Origin of the sequence: Ectopseudomonas khazarica (assembly GCF_017915135.1) — a bacterium.
In the GTDB taxonomy this organism is placed as follows: domain Bacteria; phylum Pseudomonadota; class Gammaproteobacteria; order Pseudomonadales; family Pseudomonadaceae; genus Aquipseudomonas; species Aquipseudomonas khazarica.
Map to the genome: position 1 here is coordinate 1,030,306 of NZ_CP068551.1, position 18,095 is coordinate 1,048,400.

Genomic DNA, 18,095 nt, shown 5'->3' on the forward strand with positions numbered 1-18,095 from the left:
ATCACTATGACCACCCGTATCCTCACCGGTATCACCACCACCGGCACGCCGCACCTGGGCAACTACGCCGGCGCCATTCGCCCGGCCATCGTCGCCAGTCGCGCCGCGGATGCCGACTCGTTCTACTTCCTCGCCGACTATCACGCGCTGATCAAGTGTGACGATCCCGCGCGCATCCAGCGTTCGCGCCTGGAAATCGCGGCCACCTGGCTGGCACTGGGCCTGGATGTGGACAAGGCGACCTTCTATCGCCAGTCGGACATCCCCGAGATCCCCGAGCTGTGCTGGCTGCTCACCTGCGTCGCCGGCAAGGGCCTGCTCAACCGCGCCCATGCCTACAAGGCATCGGTGGACAAGAATGTCGAGGCCGGCGAAGACCCGGACGCCGGCGTGACCATGGGCCTGTTCAGCTACCCGGTACTGATGGCGGCGGACATCCTCATGTTCAACGCGCAGAAGGTGCCAGTCGGTCGCGATCAGATCCAGCACGTGGAGATGGCACGTGACATCGGTCAGCGCTTTAACCACCTGTTCGGCAAGGGCAAGGACCTGTTCGTCCTGCCGGAGGCGGTGATCGAGGAAGAAGTCGCCACCTTGCCCGGTCTCGATGGCCGCAAGATGAGCAAGAGCTACGACAACACCATCCCGTTGTTCGGTACCAGCAAGCAGCTCAAGGAGGCGATCGCACGCATCGTCACCGACTCCAGGCTGCCGGGCGAGCCCAAGGATGCCGACGGCTCGCACCTGTTCACCCTGTACCAGGCCTTTGCATCCTCCACCCAGCAGGCCGAGTTCCGCGCCGAGCTGGAGGCCGGGCTGGCCTGGGGCGAGGCGAAGAGCCGTCTGTACCAGCTGCTGGAAGGCGAGCTGGGCGAGGCCCGCGAGCGCTACAACGCGCTGATCGCCAGGCCCGCCGACCTCGAGGACATTCTCCTCGCCGGTGCCGCCAAGGCGCGCCGCATCGCCACGCCGTTCCTCGGCGAACTGCGCGAAGCGGTTGGCCTGCGTTCGTTCCGCGAGCAGGTGCAGGCAGCCGGCAGCGAGAAGAAGAAAGCGGCCAAGAGCGCGCGTTTCGTCAGCTTCCGCGATGATGACGGCAGTTTCCGTTTCCGCCTGCTGGACGCCGATGGCGAGCAGCTGTTGCTGTCGAAGTCGTTTGCCGATGGCAAGTCGTCCGGCATGGTCGGCAAGCGCCTGCAGGCTGGCGAAGCGCTGGATGTGCGCGCAGACGGCCTGTTCTTCTCGGTCTGGATCGATGGCGAGAGCGTGGCGAGTAGCCCCGAGTTCGCCGATGCGCAGGCCCTTGAGGCCGCCATCCAGCGTTTGCGCGAGGCGCTGGCGCCGCAGGACTGATCGGGGCTCGCGCTCCCGTGAACGCGGGGGCGTCACGCATCCGTCCGACGTGCACGGATTGCCAATCCACGGGGGCGTCGCTAAAGTGACGCCCCCGTTTTTACTTGCCCGGCCGAGCGCCTGCTTGCAGGCTCGCGAGCCAGAAGCAGGCGAGGAAGCACCCTGTACGGGCGTACATGGGCATTCCGGGCTTGCTTCTCACGCGACAGACCCGACGCGCAGCAGACTTTGAACAGGCTCTAACGAATCATGACTCCCCTCGAGCGTTATCAGGCCGATCTCAAACGGCCCGACTTCTTCCATGATGCGGCCCAGGAAAATGCCGTTCGCCACCTGCAGCGTCTGTACGACGACCTGGTCGCGTCCGACCAGGGCAAGGGCGGGCTGCTGGGCAAGCTGTTCGGCAAGAAGCCGCAGGGGCCGGTCAAGGGCCTGTACTTCTGGGGCGGGGTAGGGCGCGGCAAGACCTATCTGGTCGACACCTTCTTCGATGCGTTGCCCTTCGAGCAGAAGATGCGCACCCACTTCCACCGCTTCATGAAGCGCGTGCACGAGGAAATGAAGACCCTCAAGGGCGAGAAGAATCCGCTGACCATCATCGGCAAGCGCTTCGCCGACGAGGCGCGGGTGATCTGCTTCGACGAATTCTTCGTCAGCGACATCACCGACGCGATGATCCTGGCGACCCTGCTGGAGGAGCTGTTCAAGAACGGCGTGTCCCTGGTGGCGACCTCCAACATCGTGCCGGACGGCCTGTACCGTGACGGTCTGCAGCGGGCGCGCTTCCTGCCGGCCATTGCCCTGCTCAAGCAGCACACCGACATCGTCAACGTCGACAGCGGCGTCGACTATCGCCTGCGCGCGCTGGAGCAGGCCGAGCTGTTCCACTTCCCGCTGGGAGTGGCCGCCGAGGAAAGCCTGCGCAAGAGCTTCCAGAGCCTGCTGCCTGACTGCACGCACATGGTCGAGAACGAGGCGCTGATGATCGAGAACCGCGCCATCAATGCCGTGCGCGTCTGCGAGGACGTGGCCTGGTTCGAGTTCCGCGAGCTGTGCGACGGCCCGCGCAGCCAGAACGACTACATCGAGCTGGGCAAGATCTTCCATGCGGTGATCCTCGCCAACGTCGAGCAGATGAGCGTGGCCAAGGACGACATGGCGCGCCGCTTCATCAACCTGGTGGACGAGTTTTACGACCGCAACGTCAAGCTGATCATCTCCGCCGAGGTGGAGCTCAAGGATCTGTACACCGGCGGTCGCCTGAGTTTCGAGTTCCAGCGCACGCTGAGCCGTCTGCTGGAGATGCAGTCGCACGAGTTCCTCTCGCGCCCACACCGGCCCTGAGGAATGGCGAAACGAAAAAGGCGACCCACAAGGTCGCCTTTTTCGTTCGTGCCGATGCAGCGCCTGCTGGCGCCAGTCGGTCAGTTTTTAGCCAGCTTGTGCTGGTGTTGAGCCAGCAGCTTCTGCGCGTGGGCCACTTCCAGCGCTTCCATGGCGTTGATCGGCTTGATCGCCGCGGCGAGCCTGAGGTGTTCGATGACCTTCTGCTCTTCATCGTCGCCGTACACGTAGGTCAGTGCGTTGGCGTATTCGTAGTGGCCGATGGGCAGGTCGTCGCGGGCCTGGAAGCTGCGCCGGAAGTACTTCTCCATGTTGTCCGCGCTGACGCCGTAGGTCATCCGGCCGACCAGCTTGCCCACCTTGCGAATCACCCCGGCTTCATAGCCGCCATACAGGGCCAGCGCGAAGGGCTGCTGCGGCTGCTTGGCCAGCAGTGCCTTGAGTTCCTCCGGGATCTGCGAGGTGTAGCCGCGCTTGAGCACGACCGGTACCGACAGTTCCTCGCCCAGGCGCGCCTTGGCGTAGACGCGGCCGAACTGGGCGACGGTGTCCGCCTGCACCAGGTCCCCAGCCTCGTCGGTGTAGGCGATCACTTCTTCCAGCAGGCGGTGCTTCTCGGCCTGCTCCGGCACCAGGAACATGGCATAGATGACCTGGGCGAACATCGCCGGGATCTGCCCGCCGACGCCGAGGGCCAGGCCCTGCTCCTTGGCCAGGGCGAAATCGCCACGGAACATCAGGCGCCACACGTCCTGTAGCTGCTGCGCATAGCGTTCGGCCTCCTCCGGCTTGCCGGTGAAGCCGGTGCCGGCGGCGACGGTCTTCTCCAGCGCCTGCGGATAGCTCGTGGCCATGGTCACTACCCAGTCGGCATCGGGGAAGGGATAGTCGCCGAAGCCGCGAGTCAGCTGCGGCCAGGCCTGGCGCAGCTTGTCGCCGCTGTAGTCGTAGGCGCTCTGGTCGAGCGGGAAGGGTTTCCAGTTGTCGGCTGCGGCAGCGCTCAGGCTGGCGGTGGCAAGCAGGGCAATCAATAGACGGCGCATGGCGGTGAACCTGTTGTTGTTATGTGCACCGACCGATCATAGGGCGCCATGGCAGGGCGCCAACCTAACCAAGGGTGGGCTGGCGTTTTGCCGTCCAGCCAGCAGGCGTTGCGCTGCCGCTGGACGTACCTCAGTCCTGCTTGTCCTTCTGCTGGAACTGGCGGCGGTACTGGTTCGGCGACAGCTCGGTGTGCTGGCGGAACAGGCGGGCGAAGAAGCTGGCGTCGTCGTAACCGACCTCGTAGCTGATGGTCTTGATGCTCTTGCGGGTGGCGGAGAGCAGGCTCTTCGCCGTCTCGATGCGCAGGCGTTGCAGGTAATGCAGGGGTTTGTCGCCGGTGGCGCCCTGGAAGCGGCGCATGAAGTTGCGAATGCTCATGCCGTGTTCGCGGGCGACGTCCTCGAAGCGGAACTTGTCGGCGTAGTGCTCCTCCAGCCAGTGCTGGATCTGCAGCACCGTGACGTCCTGGTGCAGTTTCTGCCCGCCGAAACCGATGCGCCCGGGGGTATAGCTGCGCTGCACTTCGTAGAGGATGTCGCGTGCCACGCCCTGCGCCACGCCCGTGCCGCAGTAGCGCTCGATCAGATAGATGTAGAGGTCGCATGCCGAGGTGACGCCGCTGGCGCAGTAGAGATTGTCGGCGTCGGACAGGTGTTTGTCCTGGTTGAGCAGCACCTTGGGGAAGCGTTCGGCGAACTCGCGAAAGAAGCGCCAGTAGGTGGTCGCTTCCTTGCCGTCGAGCAGGCCGGCCTCGGCCATCCAGAACACGCCGCTGGCTTCGCCGCAGATTGCGCTGCCGGCCGCATGCTGACGCCTGAGCCACTCCAGCACCTGTGGATAACGGCGGCTGAGCGCGTCGAAGTCGTCCCAGAAGGCGGGCAGGATGATCACGTCGCAGGCATCCAGGCCGCCGTCCACCGGGACCTGCACCTTGCTGAAGCTGTTCACCGGCAGACCGTCCGGGCTCACCAGGTGAATCTCGAAAGGGGGTTCGTGGCCCAGTCCCTGTTGGCGGGCATGGCGAATGCCGGCCATGTGGAAAAAGTCCTTGGCCTGCATGAGGGTGGAGGCGAATACGCCATCGGTGGCGAGAATGCTGACGCGGTGCAAGGCCGCACGCGGCTGTGGAATAACCATGGTTCGTTGTTCTTGTTCAAGGCTAAGTGGTCAAGCAGCGGCTGGATCGTCTTATTTTTTGGCGCTTGTGTCCAGTGTAACCAAGCGTTTGCTTGGCTAAAGTCGAGGCCAGATTTTTGCCCGAGCCAGACACAGGTAGCGCCATGATCCCCAGAACGATATTCAGCTCCGACCATGAATTGTTTCGCGACAGCGTACGCAAGTTCCTCGAGCAGGAGGCCGTGCCCTTCCATCAGCAATGGGAGAAGGATGGCCACATCGACCGCGCGCTGTGGAACAAGGCGGGGGAGGCCGGCATGCTCTGTTCGCACATTCCCGAGGAGTACGGCGGCATGGCTGCCGACTTCCTCTACAGCACCGTGGTGATCGAGGAGATCGGTCGCCTGGGGCTGACCGGCATCGGCTTCTCCCTGCACTCGGACATCGTCGCGCCTTACATCCTGCATTACGGCAGCGAGGCGCAGAAGCAGCACTACCTGCCCAAGCTGGTGAGCGGCGAGATGGTCACCGCCATCGCCATGACCGAGCCGGGGGCCGGCTCCGACCTGCAGGGCGTGAAGACCACTGCGGTGCTGGACGGTGATGAGTACGTGATCAATGGCTCGAAGACCTTCATCACCAACGGCTGGCTGGCCGATCTGGTCATCGTGGTGGCCAAGACCGATCCCAAGGCCGGAGCGAAGGGCACCAGCCTGTTCCTGGTCGAGGCCAATACGCCCGGTTTCTCCAAGGGCAAGCGCCTGGAGAAGGTCGGCATGAAGGCGCAGGACACCTCGGAGCTGTTCTTCCAGGACGTGCGCGTGCCCAGGGAAAACCTGCTGGGCCAGCCGGGCATGGGTTTCGCCTACCTGATGCAGGAATTGCCGCAGGAGCGCCTGACCGTCGGCATCGGCGCCCTGGCCTCGGCCGAGGCTGCCCTGAACTGGACGCTGGACTACACCCGTGAGCGCAAGGCGTTCGGCAAGGCGGTCGCCGACTTCCAGAACACCCGCTTCAAGCTGGCCGAGATGGCCACGGAGATCCAGGTCGGGCGCGTGTTCGTCGATCGCTGCCTGGAGTTGCACCTGCAGGGCAAGCTCGACGTGCCGACCGCCGCGATGTTGAAATACTGGGGCACCGATCTGCAGTGCAAGGTGCTCGACGAGTGCGTGCAGTTGCACGGCGGCTACGGCTTCATGTGGGAGTACCCGGTGGCGCGTGCCTGGGCTGATGCGCGGGTGCAGCGCATCTACGCCGGGACCAACGAGATCATGAAGGAAATCATCGCCCGCTCGCTGGTCTGAGAGCTGCTGCAAGCCTCAAGCGGCAAGCTCCAAGGAAAAGCAGATGCAGGTTGAGCTTGCGCCCGCGCACTGGTTTTTAGCTTGCAGCTTGCAGCTTGCAGCTTGCAGCTTGCCGCTTGTTGTTATGGCGCCGGGTTGGGTTGCGCCTTGTGGATCGCCTCGATACCGGCCAGCACCTCGGCGGAGAGGTTCAGCTCGGCGCTGGCCAGGTTGCTCTCCAGCTGTTCCAGGCTGGTGGCGCCGATGATGTTGCTGGTCACGAAAGGTTGCGCGGTGACGAAGGCCAGGGCCATCTGCGCGGGATCGAGGCCATGCTCGCGGGCCAGTGCGACGTAGCGCGAGCAGGCCGCCTCCGACTGCGGGTTGGTGTAGCGGGCGAAGCGACTGAACAGGCTGATGCGCGCACCCTCGGGGCGCGCGCCGCCCTCGTACTTGCCGCTGAGCATGCCGAACGCCAGTGGTGAGTAGGCCAGCAGCCCGCACTGCTCGCGAATCGCGACCTCGGCCAGGCCCACTTCGAAGCTGCGGTTGAGCAGGTTGTAGGGGTTCTGGATCGACACGGCGCGCGGCCAGCCACGGCTCTCGGCCAGTTGCAGGAACTTCATGGTGCCCCAGGGCGTTTCGTTGGACAGGCCGATGTGGCGGATCTTGCCGGCCTTGACCTGCTCGTCGAGCACAGCGAGGGTTTCTTCCAGGGGCGTGAAGTCGCTGTCCTGGTGGCGATAGCCCAGCTGGCCGAAGAAGTTGGTCGGGCGTTCTGGCCAGTGCAGCTGATAGAGGTCGATCCAGTCGGTGCGCAGGCGCTTCAGGCTGGCGTCCAGGGCCGCGACGATGTGCTGGCGATCGAATTTCAGCTGGCCGTCGCGAATGTGGCTGATGCCATTGCCGGGGCCGGCGATCTTGCTGGCCAGGATCCAGTCGGCGCGGTCGCCGCGCTGCTGGAAGTAGCTGCCGATGATCTGCTCCGTCTTGCTGTAGGTCTCGGCTCGCGGCGGTACCGGGTACATCTCGGCGGTATCGATGAAGTTGATGCCGCCGGCCTTGGCGCGTTCGATCTGGGCATGGCCTTCGGCCTCGCTGTTCTGCTCGCCCCAGGTCATGGTGCCCAGGCACAGTGCGCTGACATCGAGATCGGTTCGGCCCAGCTTGCGGTATTCCATGGGGTGCTCCTTGGCAAAAGAGTCATACAATCAGGTTGAAATTTTTTTCGCAATCAGGATAATCCGGCACCTCTTTCTGCGGTGGAAGTGATGCGCCGCCTGCCGAAGAATCTTGCCGTACTGTGGACGCGCTGACCCGAGCCCCCGATAGCGTCCGTATGCGGCTGCCTTTGACTTGTCAAAGTACGCACTAACCAGTAAGATCCGCCGTCTATTTTTGCTGGGCGGCCCCTGAGGCTATAAAGAATGAAAACTTTTACTGCTAAACCGGAAACAGTAAAACGCGATTGGTTCGTCGTTGATGCTGCTGGTCAGACCCTGGGTCGTCTGGCCACCGAAATCGCGAGCCGTCTGCGTGGCAAGCACAAGCCTGAGTACACCCCGCACGTTGATACCGGCGACTACATCGTCGTGATCAATGCCGAGCAGGTGCGTGTAACCGGCGCCAAAGCCAGCGACAAGAAGTACTACTCCCACTCCGGTTTCCCGGGCGGCATCAAAGAGATCAACTTCGAGAAGCTGATCGCTCGTGCCCCTGAGCGCGTGATCGAGACCGCGGTCAAAGGCATGCTGCCGAAGAACCCGCTGGGTCGCGACATGTACCGTAAGCTGAAAGTGTACAAGGGTGCCGCTCACCCGCACACCGCTCAGCAGCCCCAAGAACTGAAGATTTAACGGAATAGTTCATTATGTCGGCGACTCAAAACTACGGCACTGGCCGTCGCAAGACCGCAACCGCGCGCGTATTCCTGCGTCCGGGCACTGGTAACATCTCGATCAACAACCGCAGCCTGGACGTGTTCTTCGGCCGCGAGACCGCTCGCATGGTCGTGCGTCAGCCGCTGGAGCTGACCGAGACCGTCGAGAAGTTCGACATCTTCGTCACCGTTGCCGGTGGTGGTGTCAGCGGTCAAGCCGGTGCCATCCGTCACGGCATCACCCGCGCTCTGATCGAGTACGACGAGACCCTGCGCAGCCCGCTGCGTAAAGCCGGTTACGTCACTCGTGACGCCCGTGAAGTCGAGCGTAAGAAAGTCGGTCTGCGCAAAGCGCGTAAGCGTCCGCAGTACTCGAAGCGTTAATCGCTACTACGCTTCCAAAAGCGCCCAGTTTCCTTACGGAGCTGGGCGTTTTTTTTGGGGGTGGCAAAGTGCTGCGACAACGTGCCGCATACCCGCAGGCCGCGCGCGTCAAGGCTTTCGCCAGCCTCTTCCGGGGTAATTACCTTGTCAGAAAAGGGGCTTTTCTTTACCATTTGGCGAATTTTTTGCGCGGCCCGATTTTTACTTAGTAGAGGCCTGAACAACAGGCCACAAAGCTGATGGGAGACGACTGAATGAGCAATGACGGCGTGAATGCAGGCCGACGTCGCTTTCTGGTTGCGGCCACCTCTGTGGTGGGCGCGGCAGGAGCGGTAGGTGCTGCGACTCCGTTCGTGGGGTCATGGTTCCCCAGTGCCAAGGCCAAGGCGGCCGGTGCACCGGTGAAGGTGAACGTCAGCAAGATCGAGGCTGGCCAGCAGATGGTTGCTGAGTGGCGCGGTCAGCCGGTGTTCATCGTCCGCCGTACCGAGGAGATCCTGGGTAACCTCACCAAGATCCACGATCGCATGGCAGATCCGGAGTCCCAGGCGTCGGTACAGCCGACCTACGTGGACCCGACTGTTCGCTCGATCAAGCCGGAGCTGCTGGTCGTGGTCGGTCTGTGCACCCACCTGGGCTGCTCGCCGTCCTTCCGTCCGGAAGTGGCGCCTGCCGATCTGGGCGCCGATTGGGTCGGTGGCTACTTCTGCCCCTGCCACGGTTCTCGTTACGACCTCGCCGGGCGCGTCTACAAGGCCCAGCCGGCTCCGCTGAACCTGCCGGTACCGCCGCATAGCTACGAGACGGATGATGTGATCATCATCGGTGTGGACCAGGAGAAGGCCTGATGAGCAAATTCATGGAATGGGTGGATGCGCGCTTCCCCGCCACCAAGATGTGGGAAGACCATCTCTCCAAGTACTACGCCCCGAAGAACTTCAACTTCTTCTACTTCTTTGGCTCGCTGGCGCTGCTGGTTCTGGTCAACCAGATCCTCACCGGTGTCTGGCTGACCATGAGCTTCACCCCGTCCGCCGAGGAAGCCTTCGCGTCCGTCGAGTACATCATGCGTGACGTGGAGTACGGCTGGATCATCCGCTACCTGCACTCCACCGGCGCTTCGGCGTTCTTCGTGGTGGTCTACCTGCACATGTTCCGCGGTCTGCTCTACGGCTCCTACCAGAAGCCGCGTGAGCTGGTGTGGATCTTCGGCATGCTGATCTACCTCTGCCTGATGGCCGAGGCCTTCATGGGCTACCTGCTGCCGTGGGGCCAGATGTCCTACTGGGGCGCCCAGGTGATCATTTCGCTGTTCGGTGCGATTCCGGTGATCGGCGATGACCTGACCCAGTGGATCCGTGGTGACTACCTGATTTCCGGCATCACCCTGAACCGCTTCTTCGCCCTGCACGTGATCGCCCTGCCGATCGTCCTGCTCGGCCTGGTCGTGCTGCACATCCTGGCGCTGCACGAAGTCGGTTCGAACAACCCGGATGGCGTCGACATCAAGAAGAAGAAGGACGAGAACGGTGTGCCGCTCGACGGTATCGCCTTCCACCCTTACTACACCGTGAAAGACATCGTCGGTGTGGTGGTCTTCCTGTTCGTGTTCTGCTTCGTGGTGTTCTTCTTCCCGGAGATGGGTGGTTACTTCCTCGAGAAGCCCAACTTCGAAGCGGCCAACCCGTTCAAGACGCCTGAGCACATCGCCCCGGTTTGGTACTTCACGCCCTTCTACGCCATCCTGCGCGCCGTGCCGGACAAGCTGATGGGTGTCATCGCCATGGGTGCTGCGATCGCCGTGCTGTTCGTCCTGCCGTGGCTGGACCGTAGCCCGGTCAAGTCCATGCGTTACAAGGGCTGGATGAGCAAGATCTGGCTGGTGGTGTTCTGCATTTCCTTCGTCATCCTCGGCGTACTGGGTGTATTGGCACCGACCCCGGGTCGTACCCTGCTGTCGCAGGTGTGCACCATCCTGTACTTCGCGTACTTCATCCTGATGCCGTTCTACACCAGGATGGAAAAGACCAAACCGGTTCCGGAAAGGGTGACGGGCTGATGAAAAAGCTATTTGCTGCATTTGTTTTCGCTGCACTGCCGGCCCTGGGCTTCGCGGCCGGTGGCAACGTGCACCTGGACAAGGTCGACATCGACCTGACCGACAAGGCTGCCATGCAAGATGGTGCGCGTACCTTCGCCAACTACTGCATGGGCTGCCACTCGGCCAAGTTTCAGCGTTACGAGCGGGTTGCCGATGACCTCGGCGTGCCGCACGAAATCATGCTGGAGAACCTGGTATTCAGCGGCGCCAAGATCGGCGACCACATGAAGATCGGCATGAAGCCCGACGACGCCAAGGTGTGGTTCGGTGCGGCTCCGCCCGACCTGACCCTGGTGGCTCGCGTGCGTGGCAACGACTGGTTGTACACCTACCTGCGCAGCTTCTACGCCGACCCGACCCGTCCGCTGGGCGCCAACAACAAGGTGTTCCCGAACGTGGGCATGCCGAACGTGCTGGTCGGCCTGCAGGGTAACCAGGTCATCGGTTGCAAGCAGGTTCAGGTGGTCACCGATGGCAAGAAGCAGTACGACCCGCTGACCGGCGCGCCGATCACTCACGAAGCCTGTGATCAGCTGACCGTGGAGCCGAACACCGGCACCCTGAGCGAGGCCGAGTTCGACGAGAAGATCAAGAACCTGGTGACCTTCCTGGCCTACTCGGCCAACCCGGTCAAGCTGAAGTCTCAGCGCATCGGCACCTACGTGCTGCTGTACCTGGCGTTCTTCTTCGTGTTCGCCTACCTGCTCAAGCGTGAGTACTGGAAGGACGTGCACTAAGTCGTTCCGGGTTCCGTCTCGAACCTGCGCGCCCTGATGGGCGCGCAGGTTTTTGTGCTTTAGCATCCTGGTGCCGCCTTGTTTGGTGGCGGCCAGCGAATCAAGAGTTGCTCGAGGCGTTTTCCGTCTTCGTCATGTCAGGCGCGCTCTGCGCTGCTGGCGGCGATGTCGGAAGTGCCGCAGACAATTTCCGTGTTTCTGGAACATCCAATAAAAGCGAGGAGGATCGCCATGGCGGTGACCAACAGGTTGACCTGCTACTCCGACCCCGCCGACCACTATTCCCATCGCGTGCGTCTGGTGCTCGCCGAGAAAGGTGTCAGCGTCGAGATCATCGATGTCGAGCAGGGCCGCTGCCCGCCCAAGCTCGCGGAGCTCAACCCCTACGGCAGTCTGCCGACGCTGGTCGATCGCGACCTGGCGCTGTACGAATCGTCCGTGGTGATGGAGTATCTGGACGAGCGTTATCCGCACCCGCCGCTGCTGCCGGTGTATCCGGTCGCGCGCGCCAACAGTCGTCTGCTGATGCACCGTATCCAGCGTGACTGGTGTGCGCTGGTCGACCGCATTCTCGACAAGCGCAGCAAGGAGGCGGAGCGCCAGCTGGCGCGCAAGGAGCTCCGCGAGAGCCTGACGGGCGTCTCGCCACTGTTCGCTGACAAGGCGTTCTTCCTCAGTGACGAGCTGAGCCTGGTGGATTGCTGCCTGCTGCCCATCCTCTGGCGTTTGCCGTTGCTGGGCATCGAGTTGCCGCGTCCGGCCAAGCCGCTGCTCGACTACATGGAGCGCCAGTTTGCCCGTGAGGCCTTTCAGGCCAGTCTTTCCGCTGTCGAGCGCGCAATGCGCTGAGAAGGAGGATCACATGAATTCCAGTCGTCCCTATCTGGTCCGCGCGCTGTACGAGTGGATCGTCGATAACGATTGCACGCCGCACCTGCTGGTCAATGCCGAGTATCCGGGGGTGCAGGTGCCTCCGGGGTTCGCCAGTGACGGGCAGATCGTGCTCAACGCATCGCCCAGTGCGGTGCGTCACCTGCACATGGACAACGAGGCGGTCAGCTTCGAAGGGCGCTTCGGCGGTGTGGCGCACAGCCTCTACATCCCGTCAGCGGCCATCCTGGCGATCTATGCGCGGGAGAACGGGCAGGGCATGGTGTTCGACATGGAGCCGCCGCTTGCCGGTGCTGCCGACGAGCCGGGCCCGGATGATGATGGTCCGTCCGGTGGCGAACCGCCGCGCCCGAGTGGTCGGCCGAGCCTGAAAGTGGTGAAGTGAAGCAGCTGCACGCCACCGGCGAGCTGCGAGGTGGAAATGAAAACGGGCGCCCTGGGGCGCCCGTTTTCTTTGCTTGCAGCTCGAGGCTGCCGGCTTGCCGCTGTCTCAGTTGGTGTACTCGAACAGGCGCACCACCTTCTGCACGCCCGATACGCTCTGGACCACGGCGGTCGCTGCGTTTGCTTCGCTGCGATTGACCACGCCGAGCAGGTAGACGATACCGTTTTCGGTGATGACCTTAATCTTGGTGCTCGGCACGTTGCTGTCGGCGAGCATCTGCGTCTTGATCTTGCTGGTGAGCAGGGAGTCGTTGCTGCGCGCCAGCAGCGAGGCCGGCTGCTGGACCTGCAGCTCGTTGTACACCTTCTTCACGCCCTGGACATTGCGCGCGCGCTGGGCAGCCAGGTCCTTCAGCTCGCTGCGGGGCGTCTGGCCGGCGATCAGGATCACGCCGTTGTAGGCGGTGACGACGATGCGCGAGGTGGGGCTGGACAGGTCGGCGTGCGCATTGCTGATGCTGGAGGCGACGTCCGGGCCGAGGAACTGGTCATCGATCTTGTTGCCGATGCTGCGGCTGCCGCAGGCTGCCAGGCTCAGGGTGACGGCCAGGGTGGCCAGGATCAGGGCGAAACGCTTCATTCTTCACTCCCAAACAATTGACTGTCGATCAGGTCGCACAGGCAGTGGATGGTCAGCAGGTGGACCTCCTGGATGCGTGCGGTAACTTTGGCTGGAACGCGGATTTCCACATCCTCCGGCAGCAGCAGCGATGCCATGCCGCCGCCGTCGCGGCCAGTCAGGGCGACCACGGTCATCTCGCGATCATGCGCAGCTTGAATGGCCTGGATGACATTTGCTGAGTTGCCGCTGGTGGAAATCGCCAGGAGCACGTCACCCGGCTGGCCCAGTGCGCGGATCTGCTTGGAGAAAATCTCGTTGTAGCTGTAGTCGTTGGCGATCGAGGTGATGGTCGAGCTGTCGGTGGTCAGGGCCACGGCGGGCAGGCTCGGGCGTTCGCGCTCGAAGCGGTTGAGCAGTTCGGAGGAAAAGTGCTGGGCGTCACCGGCCGAGCCGCCGTTGCCGCAGGAAAGAATCTTGCCCTCGTTGAGCAGCGCCTGGACCATGACCAGGCTGGCGTGCTCGATGTAGGGTGCGAGGACTTCCATGGCCTGCTGCTTGGTGTCGATGCTGGCTTGGAAGAGCTGGCAGATTCGGGATTGCATGTCCATCGGTTAAACCTTGAGTGTACGGCCATCAGGCATCGAAGGCGTTCTTGATCCAGTCGAGGCGAGTGGCGCCATCGGTACTGATGGCGACCACGTCGAAGCGGCAGGGGTGGCGGGCCCAGCGGGATTCCTGCTGGAGGAAGAGCTCGGCGGCGATGACCAACTTGCCACGCTTGCGCGCATCGATGCTCTCCAGGGCGCCGCCCCAGGCACTGTGGCGGCGGGCGCGGACTTCGACGAATACTACTGTATCGCCGTCGAGCATGACCAGATCAAGCTCGCCACGGCGACAGCTCCAGTTCTCTTCGATCAGGCGCAGGCCATTACGTTCCAGATGCTGACGGGCCGCCTGTTCGGCGGCTCGTCCCAGGTCGTTGTGGGCGCTCAATTGAGGCTTTCGGGAAGGCGCTGGACCTGGCCGCCGCGGAACTCTGCCCAGGGCAGCTGGCGTTCCACACGCTGGGCCTGGTTGAGGCTGAGGGTGCCGGAAAGACCATCGATGCGCGACTCCGGCAGGGCCTTGAGCTGGCCCAGGCGTGGCGCCAGGCGATAGGCGTCGACACCCATCGCGTACAGGCGGCCGAGGCTGCCGCCGGCCTGCGGCCACTGCTGGGTGACTTCCTGGCGCAGCGGTGCGTGGGCGTCCAGCAGCCATGGGGTCTCGCAGAAGCGGATGCCTTCGAGGTCCTGGTACTGGGCCTGGCTGTGGGTGCCGGTGAACAGGTGGGAGGTGGCATAGACCGGTACGTCGCCGGCGTACTGGAAGGCCAGGGTTGGCTTGATCTGCTGCGCCTGCTGCGGTGTCGCGGCGAGGAAGATGAAGTCGATGTCCTGGCGGCGTGCCGGCAGGGCGTCGACGCTGCTGCCCAGGGTGTTCTGCAGGCGGCGGGCGCGTGCTTCGCTCTCGCGCAGCTGGAACAGGTCGGCGATCTGGCGTGCCAGCTCGACGGGCTGGTCCACGTGCTCGGCGGCGATCAGGGTGCCGCCCTGGGCCTGCCAGCTCTGGCGGAAGGCGTCCAGCACGCGGTCGCCCCATTCGCCGGCCGGTACCAGGGCCACGGCGCGGCGCATGCCGTCGCTCCAGGCGCGGCGCGAGACTTCGCGCGCTTCGTCCTCGGCGGCGAGGCCGAACTGGAACAGCTGCACAGGGCCTTCCTGGCCTGCGTCGCTGTAGTTGAGGGCCAGTGTGGTGATCGGCAGCTGCTCGCGATCGCTGAGCTGCTTGACCAGCGGCTTCTCCAGAGGGCCGACCACCAGTTGCACGCCGTCGGCCTGTGCCTGCTGGTAGAAGGCGTCCAGCGAACCGATGCGGGCGCTGTCGTAGAGTTTCACGTCCGGGGGATTCTGCCCGGCCTGCTGCGCCTCGTAGTGAGCCGCGAGGAAGCCGTCGCGCAGGGCGCGGGCCACGCTGGCCAGCTGGCCTTCCTGCGGCAGCAGCAGGGCGATGCGGGTCAGGGGCTGGCTGGCCAGCTCGCGCAGTTTCACCAGTGCCTCCGGGAGCTGCATCGCCGCCGGGTGCTGCGGGTTCTGCGCGACCCACTGGTCGATGGCGTCCTGCTGTTGTTCGAGCGTTGCCGCGCCCTTGGTCACGCGGGCCAGTGCCAGCCAGCCGGCCAGGTCGGCGTCGCCGCCAGCGGAGGTCTGCTCCGGCAGGTTGGCGACCAGCTCCCAGATCTTCTCGTGATTGTCCTGGGCCTGCTGACCGCTCAGCAGGGGCGCGATGAAGACGCGCTCGCGGGCGGCGGCCAGTGCCTGGCCGTCGGCTTCCAGTGCGCGAGCGCGTACCAGCTGGGTGCGGATCTGCTGTTCGACGGGCAGTTCGCTCAGGCGCTCGAGGCTGGGATGACGCAGGGCCTTCAGGGCGCTCTTGGGCTGTTTGCGCGCCATCGCCAGTTCCGCGTTCAGGGTGCTGGCGAACATCTGCTGGGCGGGTTGCAGGCTGGCAAGGTCGATCTGTTCGAGAATGCGCGCGGAGCCGGCCACATCGTTCTGGCGATAGGCCTGGTCGGCTGCGGACAGGCGCAGCAGGGCGGCTTGTTCGGGCTTGCTCTCGGCCGCCTGTTGCAGCATCTGCTCAATGCTGGCCTTGGGCGTGCGTGGCAGTTCACCCAGGCCGTTGTTGGGCGAACTGGCGCATGCCGCAAGCATGCCGGCCAGGAAGATGGCGGAAAGAGGGCGCAGACTAGCGATCATCGGGTCATCCTGATACTTGAGCAAAACAAGCGGCGATTGTACCCAAGCGCCAAGGATGGTGCGATGCCGCTGGGTCGGAAGCGGCTAGAATGAGCGCTCTTTCAATTAACGAGGTGTTACCCGTGAGTCAGTCCGTCGTCACCAGCGTCCAGCCCGGCACTCTTTATGTGGTCGCCACGCCGATTGGCAACCTGGACGACATCAGTGCGCGGGCACTGCGCATCCTGCGTGAGGTGGCGCTGATTGCTGCCGAGGACACCCGGCACTCCGTGCGCCTGCTGCAGCACTTCGGCATCGAGACGCCGCTGGCGGCCTGCCACGAGCATAACGAGCGCGAGCAGGGCGGGCGCTTTCTCGCGCGTCTGCAGGCGGGCGAGGATGTGGCGCTGATCTCCGATGCGGGCACGCCGCTGATTTCCGATCCGGGCTACCACCTGGTGCGCCAGGTACGCGCTGCCGGCTATCCGGTGGTGCCGGTGCCGGGAGCCTGTGCGCTGATCGCCGCGCTGTCGGCGGCCGGGCTGCCATCCGACCGTTTCATCTTCGAGGGCTTCCTGCCGGCGAAGGCCGCTGGACGCCGCGCGCGTCTCGAGCAGGTACGCGAGGAGCCGCGCACGCTGATCTTCTACGAGGCGCCGCACCGGATTCTCGAGTGCCTGGAGGATATGCGCAGTGTCTTCGGTGAGGAGCGTCCGGCATTGCTGGCGCGTGAGCTGACCAAGACCTTCGAGACGCTCAAGGGCTTGCCGCTGGCCGAGTTGTGCGGCTGGGTCGCGGCGGACAGTAATCAGCAGCGCGGCGAGTGCGTGGTGCTGGTGGCAGGCTGGCAGGCGCCGGAAGGTGAAGAGGCGGTGAACGCGGACGCGCTGCGGGTGCTCGATCTGCTCCTGGCGGAAATGCCGCTCAAGCGCGCGGCAGCGCTGGCGGCCGAGATCACCGGGGTGCGCAAGAACCTGCTCTATCAGGTGGCATTGCAGCGTCAAGGCTGAGCGCCGAGCTTGTTCTCGAGGGCGCCTGTCGGTAACCTTGGCGGCGGAGAGTCGATCGGACAGTCGCTGCCTCGTTTCGTTCCGCGATGCGGGGGGGAGGAAAGTCCGGGCTCCATAGGGCGGAGTGCCAGGTAACGCCTGGGGGGCGTGAGCCTACGGAAAGTGCCGCAGAAAATAACCGCCTAAGCGCTTCGGCGCCGGTAAGGGTGAAAAGGTGCGGTAAGAGCGCACCGCACGGCTGGTAACAGTCCGTGGCTAGGTAAACCCCACTCGGAGCAAGACCAAATAGGGTTCCATTGGCGTGGCCCGCGCTGGAACCGGGTAGGTTGCTAAAGGCGTGCAGTGATGTACGCCGTAGAGGAATGACTGTCCTCGACAGAACCCGGCTTACAGATCGACTCTCCTCCTTTCTTCCTCTCGTTGTACTTCTATCTCCCGCTCGTCTGATACCGAAATAGTCTTACTCTTAAGAAATTACTTTAAGTTCGAATTTCAGCTTGCTGCTGTGGCTGAATTTTGCCTGCCGAATCCGCCTTCCTGCATCGCTTTTCTCCTCGCTTTCGTTCGCTAAATCTCCGTCCTGTAAGGATTTTTCCCTTCTGGCGTGCCTTGACGGTGGGGCGTGCCCATTCCTATAGTGTGCGCAAGTGGTGGGAAGTGGCATGAAGTGGGTTTTTTTGGGCATGGAAAGCTAATTACAGGGGAAGCGCAGCCGTGTTTCGCGGAGCTAACGCCATCAGTCTCGACGCCAAAGGGCGCCTCGCGATGCCGAGTCGGTATCGTGACGAGCTCGTTGCGCGTTGTGGTGGCCAGCTGATCGTGACCATCGATGCCGTCGACCCCTGTCTTTGCGTTTATCCACTGGCCGAATGGGAGCTGATCGAGAACAAGCTGCGCGAGCTGGCCTCCTTCCGTGAAGAGAACCGCCGCCTGCAGCGTCTGCTGATCGGCAATGCCGTCGACCTCGAGCTCGACGCCAGTGGCCGCTTCCTGGTACCGCCGCGTTTGCGCGAGTACGCCAAGCTGGACAAGCGAGCGATGCTCGTGGGTCAGCTGAACAAATTCCAGCTCTGGGATGAAGATTCCTGGAATGCCGTAGCCGAGGCCGATCTCGCTGCCATCAAGCAGCCGGGTGCTCTTTCCGATGATTTGCGTGACCTGATCCTGTGA

Annotated in this window: 19 protein-coding genes and 1 other RNA gene; 13 read left to right on the top strand and 7 right to left on the bottom strand. The window is 63.5% G+C overall.

Going from position 1 to position 18,095, the window contains the following annotated elements:
- Window positions 1-6: 6 nt before the first annotated feature.
- Window positions 7-1,353, top strand: a complete 1,347-nt coding sequence (locus tag JLK41_RS04690; RefSeq protein WP_210390465.1) for a tryptophan--tRNA ligase — start codon at window positions 7-9, stop codon at window positions 1,351-1,353.
- 249 nt (window positions 1,354-1,602) lie between these two features.
- Window positions 1,603-2,697 carry a cell division protein ZapE gene (gene zapE, locus JLK41_RS04695; protein ID WP_047586989.1) on the top strand — a complete coding sequence of 365 codons (1,095 nt, stop codon included), beginning with the start codon at window positions 1,603-1,605 and terminating at the stop codon, window positions 2,695-2,697.
- A gap of 80 nt (window positions 2,698-2,777) precedes the next feature.
- Here zapE and JLK41_RS04700 read toward each other — a convergent pair whose 3' ends face one another.
- Both JLK41_RS04700 and JLK41_RS04705 read right to left on the bottom strand, forming a co-directional pair.
- Entirely contained in the window at window positions 2,778-3,740 is a 963-nt protein-coding gene (locus JLK41_RS04700) for a hypothetical protein (protein ID WP_047586991.1), read from the bottom strand.
- A gap of 130 nt (window positions 3,741-3,870) precedes the next feature.
- The gene (locus tag JLK41_RS04705) at window positions 3,871-4,878 is read right to left on the bottom strand and encodes a GlxA family transcriptional regulator (RefSeq protein WP_037046576.1); all 1,008 of its coding nucleotides are present in this window, start codon (window positions 4,876-4,878) and stop codon (window positions 3,871-3,873) included.
- Between the two features lie 143 nt (window positions 4,879-5,021).
- Between JLK41_RS04705 and JLK41_RS04710 the strand changes: the two genes are divergently transcribed.
- Complete coding sequence (locus JLK41_RS04710; protein ID WP_037046579.1) at window positions 5,022-6,161, top strand: acyl-CoA dehydrogenase family protein; 1,140 nt, start codon at window positions 5,022-5,024, stop codon at window positions 6,159-6,161.
- A 122-nt stretch (window positions 6,162-6,283) separates the two neighbouring features.
- Here JLK41_RS04710 and JLK41_RS04715 read toward each other — a convergent pair whose 3' ends face one another.
- Complete coding sequence (locus JLK41_RS04715; protein ID WP_210390466.1) at window positions 6,284-7,321, bottom strand: NADP(H)-dependent aldo-keto reductase; 1,038 nt, start codon at window positions 7,319-7,321, stop codon at window positions 6,284-6,286.
- Window positions 7,322-7,567: 246 nt separating this feature from the next.
- Here JLK41_RS04715 and rplM point away from each other — a divergent pair, with 246 nt between their 5' ends.
- The 7 genes from rplM (at window position 7,568) to JLK41_RS04750 (ending at window position 12,517) form a co-directional block, all read left to right on the top strand.
- The gene (gene rplM, locus JLK41_RS04720; protein ID WP_003242947.1) at window positions 7,568-7,996 is read left to right on the top strand and encodes a 50S ribosomal protein L13; all 429 of its coding nucleotides are present in this window, start codon (window positions 7,568-7,570) and stop codon (window positions 7,994-7,996) included.
- 14 nt (window positions 7,997-8,010) lie between these two features.
- Complete coding sequence (rpsI, locus tag JLK41_RS04725) at window positions 8,011-8,403, top strand: 30S ribosomal protein S9 (RefSeq protein ID WP_037046585.1); 393 nt, start codon at window positions 8,011-8,013, stop codon at window positions 8,401-8,403.
- A gap of 254 nt (window positions 8,404-8,657) precedes the next feature.
- The gene (gene petA, locus JLK41_RS04730; protein WP_037046587.1) at window positions 8,658-9,251 is read left to right on the top strand and encodes a ubiquinol-cytochrome c reductase iron-sulfur subunit; all 594 of its coding nucleotides are present in this window, start codon (window positions 8,658-8,660) and stop codon (window positions 9,249-9,251) included.
- Window positions 9,251-10,462, top strand: a complete 1,212-nt coding sequence (locus JLK41_RS04735; protein ID WP_037046589.1) for a cytochrome b — start codon at window positions 9,251-9,253, stop codon at window positions 10,460-10,462. Before petA ends, JLK41_RS04735 begins: the two co-directional genes overlap by 1 nt.
- Window positions 10,462-11,241, top strand: coding sequence for a cytochrome c1 (locus JLK41_RS04740; RefSeq protein WP_037046590.1), 780 nt, complete (start codon window positions 10,462-10,464; stop codon window positions 11,239-11,241). Before JLK41_RS04735 ends, JLK41_RS04740 begins: the two co-directional genes overlap by 1 nt.
- A 231-nt stretch (window positions 11,242-11,472) precedes the next feature.
- The gene (locus JLK41_RS04745; RefSeq protein WP_152487941.1) at window positions 11,473-12,090 is read left to right on the top strand and encodes a glutathione S-transferase N-terminal domain-containing protein; all 618 of its coding nucleotides are present in this window, start codon (window positions 11,473-11,475) and stop codon (window positions 12,088-12,090) included.
- A 13-nt stretch (window positions 12,091-12,103) separates the two neighbouring features.
- Complete coding sequence (locus JLK41_RS04750) at window positions 12,104-12,517, top strand: ClpXP protease specificity-enhancing factor (protein ID WP_037046595.1); 414 nt, start codon at window positions 12,104-12,106, stop codon at window positions 12,515-12,517.
- 105 nt (window positions 12,518-12,622) lie between these two features.
- Here the strand turns inward: JLK41_RS04750 and JLK41_RS04755 are convergent, their stop codons facing one another.
- Genes JLK41_RS04755 through JLK41_RS04770 form a run of 4 tightly spaced genes read right to left on the bottom strand, consistent with a single transcriptional unit; the run spans window position 12,623 to window position 15,936 of the window.
- Window positions 12,623-13,156 carry a BON domain-containing protein gene (locus JLK41_RS04755; RefSeq protein WP_150608168.1) on the bottom strand — a complete coding sequence of 178 codons (534 nt, stop codon included), beginning with the start codon at window positions 13,154-13,156 and terminating at the stop codon, window positions 12,623-12,625.
- Complete coding sequence (locus tag JLK41_RS04760; RefSeq protein WP_037046600.1) at window positions 13,153-13,746, bottom strand: phosphoheptose isomerase; 594 nt, start codon at window positions 13,744-13,746, stop codon at window positions 13,153-13,155. The genes JLK41_RS04755 and JLK41_RS04760 overlap by 4 nt, the downstream gene beginning before the upstream one ends.
- Before the next feature lie 25 nt (window positions 13,747-13,771).
- Window positions 13,772-14,131, bottom strand: a complete 360-nt coding sequence (locus JLK41_RS04765; RefSeq protein ID WP_210390467.1) for a YraN family protein — start codon at window positions 14,129-14,131, stop codon at window positions 13,772-13,774.
- Window positions 14,128-15,936 (bottom strand): penicillin-binding protein activator, encoded by a 1,809-nt coding sequence (locus JLK41_RS04770; RefSeq protein ID WP_037046604.1) that lies wholly within the window; start codon window positions 15,934-15,936, stop codon window positions 14,128-14,130. The genes JLK41_RS04765 and JLK41_RS04770 overlap by 4 nt, the downstream gene beginning before the upstream one ends.
- Before the next feature lie 89 nt (window positions 15,937-16,025).
- Between JLK41_RS04770 and rsmI the strand changes: the two genes are divergently transcribed.
- The 3 genes from rsmI (at window position 16,026) to mraZ (ending at window position 18,095) form a co-directional block, all read left to right on the top strand.
- Window positions 16,026-16,925: a 16S rRNA (cytidine(1402)-2'-O)-methyltransferase gene (rsmI, locus tag JLK41_RS04775; protein WP_210390468.1), complete on the top strand. Its 900-nt coding sequence runs from the start codon at window positions 16,026-16,028 to the stop codon at window positions 16,923-16,925.
- Between the two features lie 47 nt (window positions 16,926-16,972).
- An RNA gene (gene rnpB / locus JLK41_RS04780) (RNase P RNA component class A) lies at window positions 16,973-17,331 on the top strand.
- A 308-nt stretch (window positions 17,332-17,639) separates the two neighbouring features.
- A complete protein-coding gene (mraZ, locus tag JLK41_RS04785) occupies window positions 17,640-18,095 on the top strand; it encodes a division/cell wall cluster transcriptional repressor MraZ (protein WP_047587012.1) in 456 nt (151 codons plus the stop codon).

Excerpts from the sequence above, each read along its gene's own strand:
- JLK41_RS04705 (WP_037046576.1), bottom strand. The coding sequence starts at position 4,878 with ATGGTTATTCCACAGCCGCGTGCGGCCTTGCACCGCGTCAGCATTCTC.
- JLK41_RS04740 (WP_037046590.1), top strand. The coding sequence starts at position 10,462 with ATGAAAAAGCTATTTGCTGCATTTGTTTTCGCTGCACTGCCGGCCCTG.
- rpsI (WP_037046585.1), top strand. The coding sequence starts at position 8,011 with ATGTCGGCGACTCAAAACTACGGCACTGGCCGTCGCAAGACCGCAACC.
- JLK41_RS04715 (WP_210390466.1), bottom strand. The coding sequence starts at position 7,321 with ATGGAATACCGCAAGCTGGGCCGAACCGATCTCGATGTCAGCGCACTG.
- JLK41_RS04750 (WP_037046595.1), top strand. The coding sequence starts at position 12,104 with ATGAATTCCAGTCGTCCCTATCTGGTCCGCGCGCTGTACGAGTGGATC.
- JLK41_RS04690 (WP_210390465.1), top strand. The coding sequence starts at position 7 with ATGACCACCCGTATCCTCACCGGTATCACCACCACCGGCACGCCGCAC.
- rplM (WP_003242947.1), top strand. The coding sequence starts at position 7,568 with ATGAAAACTTTTACTGCTAAACCGGAAACAGTAAAACGCGATTGGTTC.
- JLK41_RS04770 (WP_037046604.1), bottom strand. The coding sequence starts at position 15,936 with ATGATCGCTAGTCTGCGCCCTCTTTCCGCCATCTTCCTGGCCGGCATG.
- JLK41_RS04760 (WP_037046600.1), bottom strand. The coding sequence starts at position 13,746 with ATGGACATGCAATCCCGAATCTGCCAGCTCTTCCAAGCCAGCATCGAC.
- zapE (WP_047586989.1), top strand. The coding sequence starts at position 1,603 with ATGACTCCCCTCGAGCGTTATCAGGCCGATCTCAAACGGCCCGACTTC.
- rsmI (WP_210390468.1), top strand. The coding sequence starts at position 16,026 with ATGAGCGCTCTTTCAATTAACGAGGTGTTACCCGTGAGTCAGTCCGTC.
- JLK41_RS04745 (WP_152487941.1), top strand. The coding sequence starts at position 11,473 with ATGGCGGTGACCAACAGGTTGACCTGCTACTCCGACCCCGCCGACCAC.
- JLK41_RS04700 (WP_047586991.1), bottom strand. The coding sequence starts at position 3,740 with ATGCGCCGTCTATTGATTGCCCTGCTTGCCACCGCCAGCCTGAGCGCT.
- JLK41_RS04710 (WP_037046579.1), top strand. The coding sequence starts at position 5,022 with ATGATCCCCAGAACGATATTCAGCTCCGACCATGAATTGTTTCGCGAC.
- JLK41_RS04755 (WP_150608168.1), bottom strand. The coding sequence starts at position 13,156 with ATGAAGCGTTTCGCCCTGATCCTGGCCACCCTGGCCGTCACCCTGAGC.
- JLK41_RS04735 (WP_037046589.1), top strand. The coding sequence starts at position 9,251 with ATGAGCAAATTCATGGAATGGGTGGATGCGCGCTTCCCCGCCACCAAG.
- petA (WP_037046587.1), top strand. The coding sequence starts at position 8,658 with ATGAGCAATGACGGCGTGAATGCAGGCCGACGTCGCTTTCTGGTTGCG.